Origin of the sequence: Anaerocolumna sp. MB42-C2 (genome assembly GCF_030913705.1) — a bacterium.
In the GTDB taxonomy this organism is placed as follows: domain Bacteria; phylum Bacillota; class Clostridia; order Lachnospirales; family Lachnospiraceae; genus Anaerocolumna.
On sequence record NZ_CP133190.1, the window covers coordinates 1,029,698 to 1,043,461 of the forward strand.

At 37.7% G+C, this 13,764-nt stretch carries 15 protein-coding genes; 2 read left to right on the top strand and 13 right to left on the bottom strand.

What is annotated here, in order from left to right:
- Positions 1–5: 5 nt before the first annotated feature.
- The 3 genes from pdxA to RBU59_RS04580 all read right to left on the bottom strand — a co-directional run bounded on the left by pdxA (position 6) and on the right by RBU59_RS04580 (position 3,161).
- A complete protein-coding gene (gene pdxA, locus RBU59_RS04570; RefSeq protein ID WP_308146695.1) occupies positions 6–1,004 on the bottom strand; it encodes a 4-hydroxythreonine-4-phosphate dehydrogenase PdxA in 999 nt (332 codons plus the stop codon).
- Positions 1,005–1,098: 94 nt separating this feature from the next.
- Positions 1,099–2,403, bottom strand: a complete 1,305-nt coding sequence (locus tag RBU59_RS04575; protein WP_308146696.1) for a four-carbon acid sugar kinase family protein — start codon at positions 2,401–2,403, stop codon at positions 1,099–1,101.
- An 11-nt stretch (positions 2,404–2,414) separates the two neighbouring features.
- Positions 2,415–3,161: a DeoR/GlpR family DNA-binding transcription regulator gene (locus tag RBU59_RS04580; RefSeq protein ID WP_308146697.1), complete on the bottom strand. Its 747-nt coding sequence runs from the start codon at positions 3,159–3,161 to the stop codon at positions 2,415–2,417.
- A gap of 382 nt (positions 3,162–3,543) precedes the next feature.
- Here RBU59_RS04580 and RBU59_RS04585 point away from each other — a divergent pair, with 382 nt between their 5' ends.
- Entirely contained in the window at positions 3,544–3,714 is a 171-nt protein-coding gene (locus tag RBU59_RS04585) for a DUF1540 domain-containing protein (protein WP_308146698.1), read from the top strand.
- 114 nt (positions 3,715–3,828) lie between these two features.
- Here the strand turns inward: RBU59_RS04585 and RBU59_RS04590 are convergent, their stop codons facing one another.
- The 10 genes from RBU59_RS04590 to RBU59_RS04635 form a co-directional block, all read right to left on the bottom strand.
- The gene (locus RBU59_RS04590) at positions 3,829–4,494 is read right to left on the bottom strand and encodes a V-type ATP synthase subunit D (protein ID WP_308146699.1); all 666 of its coding nucleotides are present in this window, start codon (positions 4,492–4,494) and stop codon (positions 3,829–3,831) included.
- Between the two features lie 18 nt (positions 4,495–4,512).
- Entirely contained in the window at positions 4,513–5,883 is a 1,371-nt protein-coding gene (locus RBU59_RS04595; RefSeq protein ID WP_308146700.1) for a V-type ATP synthase subunit B, read from the bottom strand.
- Entirely contained in the window at positions 5,883–7,652 is a 1,770-nt protein-coding gene (locus tag RBU59_RS04600) for a V-type ATP synthase subunit A (RefSeq protein WP_308146701.1), read from the bottom strand. The genes RBU59_RS04595 and RBU59_RS04600 overlap by 1 nt, the downstream gene beginning before the upstream one ends.
- A gap of 12 nt (positions 7,653–7,664) precedes the next feature.
- Entirely contained in the window at positions 7,665–7,985 is a 321-nt protein-coding gene (locus tag RBU59_RS04605; protein WP_308146702.1) for a V-type ATP synthase subunit F, read from the bottom strand.
- Positions 7,978–8,946 (bottom strand): V-type ATPase subunit, encoded by a 969-nt coding sequence (locus tag RBU59_RS04610; RefSeq protein WP_308146703.1) that lies wholly within the window; start codon positions 8,944–8,946, stop codon positions 7,978–7,980. Before RBU59_RS04610 ends, RBU59_RS04605 begins: the two co-directional genes overlap by 8 nt.
- A 29-nt stretch (positions 8,947–8,975) precedes the next feature.
- Complete coding sequence (locus RBU59_RS04615) at positions 8,976–9,572, bottom strand: V-type ATP synthase subunit E (protein ID WP_308146704.1); 597 nt, start codon at positions 9,570–9,572, stop codon at positions 8,976–8,978.
- A 19-nt stretch (positions 9,573–9,591) separates the two neighbouring features.
- Positions 9,592–10,074 (bottom strand): V-type ATP synthase subunit K, encoded by a 483-nt coding sequence (locus tag RBU59_RS04620; protein WP_308146705.1) that lies wholly within the window; start codon positions 10,072–10,074, stop codon positions 9,592–9,594.
- Complete coding sequence (locus tag RBU59_RS04625; RefSeq protein WP_308146706.1) at positions 10,067–12,082, bottom strand: V-type ATP synthase subunit I; 2,016 nt, start codon at positions 12,080–12,082, stop codon at positions 10,067–10,069. The genes RBU59_RS04620 and RBU59_RS04625 overlap by 8 nt, the downstream gene beginning before the upstream one ends.
- A gap of 62 nt (positions 12,083–12,144) precedes the next feature.
- The gene (locus RBU59_RS04630) at positions 12,145–12,453 is read right to left on the bottom strand and encodes a hypothetical protein (protein ID WP_308146707.1); all 309 of its coding nucleotides are present in this window, start codon (positions 12,451–12,453) and stop codon (positions 12,145–12,147) included.
- A gap of 143 nt (positions 12,454–12,596) precedes the next feature.
- The gene (locus tag RBU59_RS04635) at positions 12,597–13,208 is read right to left on the bottom strand and encodes a DedA family protein (protein ID WP_308146708.1); all 612 of its coding nucleotides are present in this window, start codon (positions 13,206–13,208) and stop codon (positions 12,597–12,599) included.
- Positions 13,209–13,484: 276 nt separating this feature from the next.
- On the opposite strand from RBU59_RS04635, the gene RBU59_RS04640 reads away from it, so the two are divergent.
- Positions 13,485–13,691: a heavy-metal-associated domain-containing protein gene (locus RBU59_RS04640; RefSeq protein ID WP_308146709.1), complete on the top strand. Its 207-nt coding sequence runs from the start codon at positions 13,485–13,487 to the stop codon at positions 13,689–13,691.
- Positions 13,692–13,764: the final 73 nt, after the last annotated feature.

Below are 13,764 nucleotides of genomic sequence, written 5' to 3' on the forward strand. Positions count from 1 at the left end.
CCCCATTAATTCATAAAATTCTTAGAATACTTCGCCCCCAATAAAATTGCTTCTATCATACTTACTTCACTCGCAATTCCTTTTCCCGCAATATCAAGAGCCGTTCCATGGTCTACAGAGGTTCTTAGAATAGGCATTCCTCCTGTTATCGCGATGGTTCTTTCAAAATCTAATGTCTTCGTGGCTATATGACCCTGATCATGATACAAAGACAATACACTGTTATACCGGCCTTTTAAAGCTAAGTGAAATACGGAATCAGCTCCGATTGGACCAGCTACATCATAACCTTCCGCTTGCAGTTCCAAAACCGCAGGTGTTACATGTTGGGCTTCCTCATTGCCAAATAACCCATGCTCACCGCTGTGTGGGTTTAATCCGGCTATCGCCATGGTTCCCTCCGTGACTCCTAACTTCACTAATACCTCCTTGCATCTTTTTACATAATCCTTAATTCTATCTTTCGTAACCAAATCACAGGCTTTCCTTAAGGATACATGGCGTGTTAAGAAAAATACTCTCATCCCCCTTACTTCAAACATGGTAAGAGGATCTTTTGTACCGGTCAGTGCTCCGAAAATCTCCGTATGGCCGATGTAATTTACATTACCCGCCTTTAAAGATTCTTTATTAATTGGTGTAGTAGATACAGCTGCTACTTCTTTCTTGTTGGCAAGCTCAATGCTTTTCTTAATATATTCATATGCAGCCCGCCCGCACATTCCGCTGATTTCACCGATTTTAAAAGCTGTCATGTCCACATTATCAAGGTCAATCAAATTTAAAATGCCTTCTTCATACACTCCTTCCTGCGGATGATTTATAATGTTTACCTTTAATGGAATCCTTGTAAAACGGATTGCATCATTAACAATTTTTTTATCCCCGACAACAACGCAGCGAGCTATATCAAAAACCTGCTTATTGGCTATGGATTTTACTACTATTTCCGGGCCTATTCCTGCCGGATCTCCTAAAGGTATTGCTATATATGGTTTTTCCATGTGTTATATCTCCTTTTTCATTATTTTAGTTTTTCTGATTTAATGGTATTTTACCTTTATCCTCTATCCTTATCGCTTGTATTTCCACTTTTTATTAAATATAAAGTTTCTCTTTTAAGTAGCGAATACATAGATTCATTGCATTCTGATCCCCAGCCATGCCACCTTTGGTAACTATTTTTAATCCATCAAACTCACCGGAAATAAATTCACCGTATGCAGCTAAAGGTACGACTTCATCCAGTAACCGGATTCCTGCCGTTTTAAATTTTCTGCTTACCGCTACCGTTATATCACCGCCGCTGGTGTACAACCCTCTGAATTCCGGATTATTATTCAATAATAGATAAGTTATTTCCGCCAGGGAATCATTGATTAAATTACTTACCTCTTCAGGTAAACACTTTAATTTTTCAGCATATTCATTAAAATTCAAACGGTTCTCCGGTAATATTCCATTTCCGATTACCGCACATACATCATATTCCCCACAATTTTTCTGTATTTCCTCCACTACTCTGTTTATCTCTCGAACTCTTCTCTTTTCACCGAGTACCAACTCTTTCGTATCGATATAAACCGGCAATACTTTCTGTGCAAGAAGAAGTTCATTTAACTGATTCTTGGCTACGGCATTTACACTTCCTACTGTGGCAAGTATTTTGTATTTGTTTTTTTTCTCCCTCGGATCAATCAGTTTTCTTGTTATCGTAGCTGTAAAACTTCCCGGATCAACAGCAATAAATTTAACTCCGCTTTCAATTACACCATCTGCTATAATTTCAAGGTCTTCCTGTGATATACAGTCAAAAATAATAATTCTGTTTCCTTCCTCTTTCATTCTTTTAATCTCAGCAGCTAAATGCTTTTTCCCAAGCATAATGTCTTTAATATACAAAGAAGCAATTGGGTAAATTGACTGCTTGGCAAATATATCGCTTGCAAGGGATGTGTGAACCGGTGTTTTTGGATCCAGCGCTGCTTCTGTTTTATGCAGCGGAACCATATTTACAAGCATATAACCTCCTACAAGGATACGGTTCGCCTGTGGGAAACAAGGTACGACAATCGCTATGGCATCATTATTCAGGGCATCTAATAATGCATCTGTTTCATACCCTAAATTTCCTCTTAACGTACTGTCGATTCTTTTGGAATATATAAGAACATCCTCATTTTTTAATAAATTAGCTACATTATACACTCTATTATAAGCTATGGACGGTTCTACTGCTCTGCTGTCCGTGGGATATACGATACAATCACTTTCCGCGAGCTTACTTAATTCAAGTCTCTCTGTATTCATAACCGTATACGTATTATAACTAATTTTTTTAAGTAAAACACCGGTAGCATTAGCTCCGGTTAAATCATCCGCTATAATTACACATTGGGGCATCTGTCCACCTCCTAAACCAGTATCATATTAATTTTCATTTGTTTCATTTTTGCTTCTTCCTCAGCATTTAATGATTTATTGGTAACAACACCTGCATAGTCGGATAAATGATTGATTCTCATTAAAGCCTGTTTCCCAAATTTTGTTTCATCAGCTGCCAGATAAGGACGCCTGGAATTTTTACAAATAGTTCGTTTTAAAACTGCTTTATTTAGGGTTGGAGTCAGAACATTAAATTGATCATCTATAGACATGGCTCCTAAGAATGCAATCTCAGTCCTTATATCTTCCATCATCTGATTTGCAAAAGGTCCGAGCATGCTTCCCGTAGACTTTTGCACCATACCTCCGCATAACATAAGACGCACATCCGATTCCAGCAATAATCTGGCAATTTCTAAGTCATTCGTAATAACCGTAATACCGGGGATATTCTGAATTCGCTTTGCTATTTCATACGTAGTTGTTCCGGCATCAAGAAAAGTCGCATCACCTTTTTTTACGAAACCAGCACATTTTTCAGCTATTTTTATTTTATCTTCAATCTGTTGTGTCCGTTTCTCCATATAGGAAACTTCTCTTTTAATAATTGCACCGCCATGACAGCGTTCTATGATTCCATCCTGATTTAACTTTTCCAAATCCCGCCTGATAGTCATTAAGCTAACATCTAAAACTTTTGCTAACTCTTCTACCTGAACGGCTCCTGTTTCACTAATCATCTGTATTATTTTTGAATGTCTTTCCGCAGCAAGCATTACAGCAATCACTCCTTAATGTTAGATATTGTTTGTAAATTGTCTATTTTGTTTGCTTCTGTTGCAATAGTATAATTATTTCAATACTTTGTCAATAAAACCACTGCAATTGTTCGTTTCAGGCAAACATAGTTTATTTATAATTCATTTTCAAACATTTTATTATATGTTTTTATATCATTTTATATAAATAAGACATTTCAATGATCGTGCATAAAATTTCTCTATTCGCACATGCTAAACTACGAAAAAGAAACTGTTTAGCAGTTTCTTTGGAGATAAAGCCAAGTTGCTTTACAATTTCACTGTTTTTTATGAGCTTATACAACGATAAGCTACAGTCATTTTGCAAATTGTGTTAAAATGAAAGGAGGAATTTAGAATGGATAAGAATCCAAGTATACAATGTATAGTTTCAGAGTGCAGGTATCATGCCGGAAATGCTGATTATTGCACTCTTGACCAAATTTCTGTAGGCAGAGTAGATTCTGTTTCAAACAAATCCGAAGATACTGACTGTGAATCCTTTATCGCCAAGGATAAAACTTTTTAATTTATTAAATAAAACGATTACGCCTTAATCAATAATCGGTATTTTAAAAATAAATAACCGGATTGTTCTATTTCACTCTTATGTGACAGAAGAACAATCCGGTTATTTTCCTAATTAAGAATCAACATGCTCACTATAGTGATGTGCCTGCTCTAACATCATATCTTTTACTTTCATAAGACGTATCTGAGTACTTCTCTCATTTTCATCCAGTTTCATCTTAATATATTTAATATTTTCCTGCATCTCAGGTATCATGACATGTTCAAGCGCATTTACACGGCGTCTTGTTTTCTCAATTTCTGAAGCCATTAGCTGGCACGCTTTTTCGCATTCTGCCAGCCGTAACATATCAGGAAAAACATTCTGCAGTGACTTGATGGCATCATCCAGATCACTAGAGGTAAATGCAAACCCATACGGATAAATATCATTTGCATCCGGTGTTTTCGTTTTATAATCAAATACCGGAATATCTACGCTCATAACATTACGGGCACCGGCTTCCAGATATACTTCCTGTCTTGGCGCCATTAATGCAACATTTACCACTTCATCCTCCATGCCTGCACGTGCTATAACAAAGTTTTTGTTTGCTGCAATGATTGCTTTTTCTACTCTTTCACGCAAGGCCTTGTTCTCACGCACCAGGTCAAGAAATTGACGCATCAGCTCATCCCGCTTATCTTTTAAGAGTTTATGACCACGTACTGCTGTTGTTAACTTCTTCTTAAGCCTGGTAAGTTCCATACGGGTCGGATTAATATGCGCCTTCGCCATAAATAGCACCTCCCTCCATTACTTACCGTAATACTGATCCAAAAACTCATCTTTAATTCTTTTTAATTCGGTTCTTGGAAGTATGGATAAGAGCTTCCAGCCTAAGTCCAGTGTTTCTTCAATATCCCGATTGGTATGATATCCCTGGGATACATATTCCTGTTCAAAAGCATCCGCGAACTTAGCATATAATTTATCAATATCCGTAAGGGCTGCTTCACCCAAAACTACCATTAATTCTTTAGCTTCTTTTCCCCTTGCATAAGCAGCAAAAAGCTGATTCATCGTATTAGCATGATCTGCACGGGTTTTACCGTCACCAATTCCCTTATCCTTAAGACGTGACAGAGAGGGAAGAACGTCAATAGGCGGTGCCACACTTTGCCGGTATAATTCACGGCTTAAAATAATCTGTCCTTCTGTGATGTAACCGGTTAAGTCAGGAATCGGATGAGTTTTGTCATCCTCCGGCATGGTCAGAATAGGTATCATGGTTATACTACCCATCTTGCCTTTCTGGCGTCCTGCACGTTCATAAAGGGATGCTAAATCGGTATACATATAACCGGGATATCCACGGCGGCCCGGAACTTCTTTACGTGCTGCCGAGATTTCACGTAAGGAATCAGCATAATTAGTGATATCTGTCAGTATTACAAGTACATGCATATCTTTCTCAAATGCCAGATATTCGGCTGCAGTTAACGCCATACGCGGTGTTGCAATACGTTCTACGGCAGGATCATTAGCCAGGTTTATAAACATAACCGTACGGTCAATCGCACCGGTTTCCTTGAAACTCTCTGTAAAGAAATTTGCTTCCTCAAAAGTTATACCCAGAGCTGCAAATACTACCGCAAATGATTCGTTTGTCCCGCGTACCTTAGCCTGTCGTGCTATCTGTGCGGCTAATTCTGCATGAGGAAGACCGCTGGCGGAAAAGATCGGAAGTTTCTGTCCGCGCACCAAAGTATTTAAACCATCGATTGCAGACACACCTGTCTGGATAAATTCCTGAGGATAATTTCTGGCAGCCGGATTCATTGGCAGACCATTTATATCCAACCGCTTCTCAGGTAAAATCTCAGGTCCGTTATCGATTGGCCGTCCAAGTCCGTCAAATACACGACTTAACATGTCATCCGATACGCCAAGCTCCATACTTCTGCCTAAAAACCTTACTTTACTATTAGATAAATTAATACCGGCGGCATTTTCGAACAATTGAACCAAAGCATTGCCTTTATCAATTTCAAGCACCTTACAGCGGCGTTTTTCACCGCTTGCCAGCTCTATTTCAGCAAGTTCATTATATTTTACATCTTCCACACCATGAACAAGCATAAGAGGTCCTGCTACCTCTCTAATGGATCTATATTCTTTTGGCATTAGGATTCCTCCTTTTGTGTCAATTCATTGATTTCCCGATGTAATCTGTTTACGATATCTTCGTATTCTTTTTCAATCTTTTCATTTGTAATATATTTAAAACGGCCTATTCTTTCCCGAATCGGCAATTTAACCAGATCGTCTACCGACACACCTTTTTGCAAAGCAACTGATGCTATATCAAAATACCCCAATACCAGTTCCATCATTTTATATTGTTTCTCCAAAGAGGTGTACGTATCTACTTCATGGAAAGCGTCCTGATGCAAAAAGTCTTCGCGAATGGAACGGGCAGCTTCCAGTTTCAACCGGTCAGGTGCAGACAAAGCATCCATACCTACTAATTTAACGATTTCCTCCAGTTCAGATTCATCATGTAAGATTCGCATAATACGTGCCCGGTCCGGCATCCAGTTTTCATTTACTTTCGTATTAAACCATTTACCCATATTATCCACATATAAGGAATAACTGGTTAACCAGTTAATTGCAGGGAAATGACGTCTGTAGGCCAGGTTGGCATCCAATCCCCAGAATACTTTAACAATACGAAGAGTAGCCTGTGAAACCGGTTCAGATATATCCCCACCAGGAGGAGAAACCGCACCGATTACGGATAATGCCCCCTCTCTGCCTTCTTTTCCTAACGAAATTACACGTCCGGCGCGTTCATAAAACTGGGCAAGACGGCTTCCTAGATAAGCCGGATACCCTTCTTCACCCGGCATTTCCTCCAAACGTCCGGACATTTCACGAAGTGCTTCTGCCCATCTGGAAGTGGAATCTGCCATAAGTGCCACGGAAAATCCCATATCACGGAAATATTCCGCTATTGTAATACCTACATAAATAGAAGCTTCTCTGGCCGCAACCGGCATATCGGAGGTATTGGCAATTAATACGGTTCGCTCCATTAAAGAATGTCCTGTTTTGGGATCCTTTAATTCCGGGAATTCATTTAATACGTCCGTCATTTCATTACCGCGTTCTCCGCAGCCGATATAAACAACGATATCCGCTTCCGCCCACTTAGCTAACTGATGCTGAACTACGGTTTTACCGCTGCCAAAAGGTCCGGGAACTGATGCAACACCACCTTTTGCAATAGGAAATAACGTATCAATAACACGCTGTCCGGTTACTAAAGGCATGGCAGGCGGGAGTTTTTCTTTATATGGTCTTCCGACACGGACCGGCCATTTTTGCATCATGGAAATATTAATGATTTCACCATTTTCGTTTTGAACCAAAGCTATGGTATCTTCAATGGTAAATTCGCCCTCCTGAATGGATGTAATACTTCCTTTTACACCTTTGGGTATCATAATTTTATGGTGAACTATTTCTGTTTCGTTTACCGCACCGATAATATCTCCGGCTTCTACCGTATCTCCTATTTTAGCAGAAGGGATGAATTTCCACTTTCTGCTTCTTTCCAAAGACGGAATTTCAACACCCCGGGTTAAGTTATTGCCAGTAGCATTCATGATACTTACTAACGGCCGTTGTATTCCATCAAATATACTTCCGATAAGTCCCGGTCCCAGCTCTACGCTAAGAGGTGCCCCGGTGGATTCTACCGGTTCACCGGGCCCTAAACCTGAGGTCTCTTCATAAACCTGAATAGATGCCTGGTCACCGTGAATTTCAATGATTTCGCCGATTAATCTCTGTTCGCTTACACGAACTACGTCAAACATATTGGCATCACGCATACCCTCAGCTATTACTAACGGACCGGCAACTTTTTTAATCGTGCCTTTACTCATTTGCGACTCTCCTTAATTGTTATTAAAAATAATATCCGAACCAACTGCCTGTTCAACGGATTTTTTCACACTTTGCATTCCCTTACCGGTATTACCGGATACTCCGGGAATCGGTATAATCGCAGGCAGTCTTTCCGTACGGTAACGGTCTATTTCAGCTTCAAGTTTAGCCTGAAGTGCTTCTGTAATATAAATTACCGCATATTGTCCTTCTGCAAGACTTTTTAATCTTTTTGCAGCTTCCTCTTCGTTACGGACAGGATAAGTATCCAGCCCCAAGGCAGCAAATCCGTAAATACTGTCGCGATCACCTAAAACAGCTATTTTATACATACATTTCCCTCAATCTTTCCCGGATTGATTCTTCCGGCAGGTCATTTAACTTGCCGGATAACAGTATCCGAACTGATTTAATCTCATTTTCCCGGGCCAATATATATGCAGCAATGGGAGAAAGGGTAAATGAGTTATATTTCTGCGGTTTTATATGCTTTATTATCAGGTTGTCACACCACCGTTCAAACGAAGACAAAGATTCCTTAATTGCCTGCACGGCATCGGAATAAGCGGTATTTTCAAGATAGTTATAGATTTCTTCTTCTCCGCCAAGCGCTGCCTCTATTAATTTCTTACTATCAAGACTAACACAATCTGCAATAGATCTTTCCAAAAACTCCCGTTTTTTACCGGTTTTATAACTACGTATTGCAATATTAATATCTGAAGATGCAACTTTAAGTTCTGCATATTCTTTCAGCAGTTCATTACCTGATGCCTTTCCGCTATGATATACTGCTTCTAACGCTGCCTTATCTATTATCGCATCACATAATTGGCTGTCCCCGGTATGAAACTGTACTTGATAAGCCTCCTCTGCACAAGAAGACATCCATGGCGGCAATACAGTAAAATCATGTTCTTTAACCGCTTTTAGTATAATCTCAGGTGTTATGGTTCCACGGGATATAAATATCCCGGGTACTTCCTCGTTTATATAGACTTGTTTAATTGCCGCTTTTAGATTATGAAAATCATTTCCATACAAAAACGTATCAAAAACAGATATGTCTTTTACCAGCTCTTTGATTGTATCCCAAATTTTCTCACGTTCTGATTCCAACAACTGTTCGGCAGTTATATCTCCATTCCTGCCCCATCCTTTATCAGACAGCAGACGCAGGCAATCTTCAAAATTCTTACAGGCTATTAGCTGATCAAAAAAAGTTTTATCCAGCAAAGAAAGTTCTAAAGAACGTATACGCGCTACCGCATATATATATTGGTTATCAGCCATATCAATACTCTTCCTTTCTAACCGTATTCCTAATCAAATAGAACTTCACTCACTTTATCCTGCAGGTTTTCTTTTGCTGCGGCAAATAAAGCATCAAAGGAACAGTTTATTTCCACGTCACCATATACTAATATAAATCCACCGTTTACATTAACCGTATCACCGGTTAATGTTAATGATGCTCCTGCTTTTCCTGACAAACAGTTTTTCAGAACTTCATTAAATTGTGACGGTAATCGTTTAGAATCTGTTTCAGAAAACAGAATATATCCTGCCCCAGTCAGCGCGTGCTTTTGTACCATTTTGATAATTACATCAAAATACTCCTTGTCAGGTAATTTTAAAAGAGAGTTTTTCGCATTATTTATAACTTCGCTGATAATTTCCTGCTTAGCCTTTAATATTAACTTCTTTTCCTGTAAATTTGCAGCAGATTCTGCACGGCTTAAACATGACTGAACATCCATTTTTGAGTCTTCAGCAATTTTGGCACATTTTTTTTCACCTTCAGCACGTGCGTCAGCCATAATCTCATCGGCTTTCTGTTTCGCTTCAGCCAGACATTGCTCTGCAGCAGAAACGGCATCCTCTTCGATATGCTTTAATATCTTATCTAATCCAGTCATCGTTTAACTCTCCTAACTGTTATAAGTTTAATGCGGATACTCCATTCACTGCCAGCATGGAAATAAGCAATGCAAAGATAGCGTATGTTTCAACCATTGCCGGGAAAATCATAGATTTACCGAATTGTTCCGGTTTTTTGGCAACTAGGTTAATACTCGATACGGCAGCTTTTGCCTGACTGATTGCTGAAAAATATCCAACTAAAGCCATTGGTAAACAGGCTGCAAGGTACAACAATCCTTTCGCTAAAGAAATGTCACTGCTGCCTCCTAATACACCAATCTGGGATAATGTTATAAATGCAATCAGCAAACCGTAGATACCTTGTGTACCAGGAAGAAGTTGTAAAATTAATACCTTACCGAATTTCCCCGGGTCTTCTGTTACTACTCCCGCAGCTGCTTGTCCTCCCATACCAACTGCAACGGCAGAGCCGGCACCAGCCATAAGTGCAGCTAAAGCCGCTCCTAATAAAGCAAATACTATTCCATATTTATCCATTGTTTTTCTTCTCCTTGAATTTGTAATATTTTGTTTTAACACTGAAAGGATTGAACATTCGTCCTCCACCCTCATAAAATTTACCAAAAAATTCAACATATTGCAAACGATTCGTATGCACATAAGCCCCTAAAGCATTAATTCCTAAATTTAAGGTATGCCCTATAACTATGATAAGAACAAAAGGAATTATACCGATTGCTCCTCCCGCTGCCATTCCGGCCATTTTATTAATAACATTTCCAATTACACCGGTTGCTAATCCAAGAGCCAACAGTCGGGAATACGATAATACATCACTTAAATATCCGGATATTCCATATAATGCATAGGCACCTTTTAAAAACCGTTTAAAAGGATTTCTGGATTCACGGCCATTTGTCAGTATAATGCCTACAGAAGACATAATAGCAATAATACTGCAGATTTTAATCATAATTTCCGGTATGCCCAACTGTATTCCAAATATATCGCTTATCATCTTTGTGGACAATAAGATTATAATTGAGCTTAATAAAAGCATAAGCCAGAAGATTACATCATATACCATAGATTTATAATCTTTTTTCTTGATACAAAGATATAACTTAATTAAAAGACCAGTAAAAATGTGAATAATGCCAAGCAACATGGAAAATACCAGCATTCGCATAGGTTCATTCACAGGTATAAACCAAAGTGGTGGAATAACCACTTTATACCCAAAGAATGATTCTGATACTACATCTACCAGATCACCAAAATAACTGCCAAACATAATTCCCCAGAAAACGGTAGAAATTCCACAGAATAAATACATCCTTAATGTTTTACTCATTGATTCTTCCAGCGTTTCTTTAAACTTAACCAGCCCAACTGCACAACCAATTGCCATAATAGCACCATAACCGGCATCAGAAAGCATTAAACCAAATAACATATAATAAAACAGCGACATAATAAATGTAGGATCCACATCATCTTTTCCGGGTGGGCTAAAGGCTTGAACCGTACCCTCAAGAGGGCTGCTAAATCCATTATTATGAAGTAAAACAGGTACTTCTTCCTCCTCATCCGGGTCCGTATAATCTATTGCAAGTTCAAATCTCTGATTTAGTAACGATGATATATCGTTCACTTGATCAGTTGGTATAAAACCATTTAAAACAAATACCTTGTTGGTTTGAAGTAAGGAACCAATCACACCATACTTCTCCAACCTCATAGTTTCATAGTCTTGGAGGAAACAAATATCATTTCTTGAATCCTTGTATTTCTTAATCTCCTCCTGGGATTGATTAATTATCACCTCAGATTGGGATATCTGATTATTAAGATCCTTTAAATATTCTTTTGCAGCTTTATTAATCTGAGAGCCCGGATACGAAAATCCGATCGACCTCAAAGCCTCTGATACTGCCTCAGCTTTTACCTTAAGACATAAGATAAAGATACAGGTCTGTTCACGGGAAGTACTAATTATTTCAACATTTAGTGGAGCTTGCCCTGCCAGTTTCTCGTAAATCATTTCCAATGTCCACATATCCGGCAATGTTCCGATAAAACTACTTGTAGTTTGTGTACCTGTAAAATTTAATGGAATATCCAATCCCATCCAGGGCGAGAGTACTTCTACCTGCGCTTGCAGTCTGAGAATCTCTGCCTTGTTTTCTGCTATGGCTTTAGCAAGAGATACAATTCTATTTGCCATATGAACGATATCGCTGTATTTAGTATTAAAATTATCGTATGAATCTGAATTTACTTCTTTTCTTCCATATAACGCATTCAATACAGATTTTTTCTCTGGTACGTAATTATTAAGAATTTCTAATGCTTCTTTCGCTGTATTTATATTTTTTGTTAATAAATTTTCAGCGGTGGAAACATCTGCTTTATGAAACACACTGTCCTCAGGCAATATATCATTAATTTCTACAATTCCACGGCGTTGTAATAGTTCCAGAATCTTTTTTCTGTCTTTTTTCAGGGCACATATACATATACGCTGCATTTGCAGCACTGCCATATAGCAAACACCTCCTTTGTTTTTTGTTTAAGTAAAAATAAACTCTTATGAAAACAGATGAGTTAAATTACTTCTGAAAGAACAAGGTCAATTGCTTTCTGTTCTTTACTTTTTACCACTTCTTTTAGTAAAAGTATCTCTTTTACTGCTTTTTGTACAGCAGTCACCATAAGTTCTTCTCCCTGAAGCTGTGCTTGTATCAAGTCTTTTTGAGCTTTTGCTTGAATTTCCTTTGTCATTGATACTATTAAATTTTTTGAATCATCGTTTGCTTTTAAAATTATTGCTTCCGCTTTCTGAGATGCCTCCTTTTCAGTTTTTACAGCTTCCTGTTCAGCCTTGCGAACAGCCTGTACTATTTCATTAGCCACATTTTCACCTCCAAATTTAAACGGTAAGTTTTCTTAAACTGTTATATTTTAATATCATACAGATGGAGAAAGATTTATCTGTATATATGATATTTCAAACAATTATTATTTCCAAACATTGCTTATATTATTGTTATTATATATTATTTTTTAAGCCTTTTCTTAAGATAGAGGTAAACAATAATAACAGCGATAACACCCAATACTATTAACGTAATTTTTGTATACAGGTCGGTTCCGGCTACAATCTTTTCCCAGGAGGAGCTGGCAGCTACACCCAAATATACTAATACCGTATTCCATACGAGAGAACCGGCAGTTGTTAAGATAAAAAAGAAGCCAAATTTCATTTTTGCCATACCTGCAGGTATGGAAATTAAACTGCGTACTATGGGAATACAACGACATATAAATACCGTGCCTTTTCCTTTACTGTTAAACCAGTCACAGGCTTTAAAAACATCTTCTTTATTAAAATGAAGTATCTGACCGATTTTACCGTCTAACAGCTTTCCTAATCTTTCAGCTGAAAGAATATTACCTACACCATATAAAACACATGCTCCTAATAAAGAACCGCCGGTTGATGCTATAATAACCCAGATAACTTTTAAATCTGTATAGGTTGTCATAAATCCGCCGAAAGTTAAAATAACTTCCGATGGTATCGGCGGGAAAATATTCTCCAAAGCAATTAATAAGGTTATACCTAAATAACCAAACTGGTTCATAAAATCAATAATCCAATTCTGCATGTTTTTCTCCTTAAGTTTCCTTATGAGCCAAAAAATCCTTATTTCAATTATATTGTATAGAATACTATTTTACAACCATGTTTTCATCCAAATTTCTGTTTATAATTTAACATGACTTTTCCAAAATTTATAAAATTATTTTCATTATAGAATTTTACAGATGAGCAAATACTATACATGCTATTAATATAATTATTAAATACCGATTGTCAATTGTATACTTTACTTTTTATTGTTAATTACCTTGTTACCAATATTATAGAAAGGAGTCGTTTTATGAATAAAGTACACTATAATGTATCCGGTTTATTAAATGAAAAAATGAAAACTCAGGTAAAAAATGTTTTAAATAAAGTTGAGGGTGTAAGCTCCATTAATGTGGATCTTGTTAGAGGGACCATTGAAGTCGGTTATAATGATCCAGCTGATGCCAAAGAAATAACCGATGGTATTGAGCGGGTTGGATGTAAAATAGAGGGTTAATTTGTTAAAATAACTACAAATCTACATTGGAATTATGAAGTCTACAGACTCAATTCCAAATACCATTATTTAC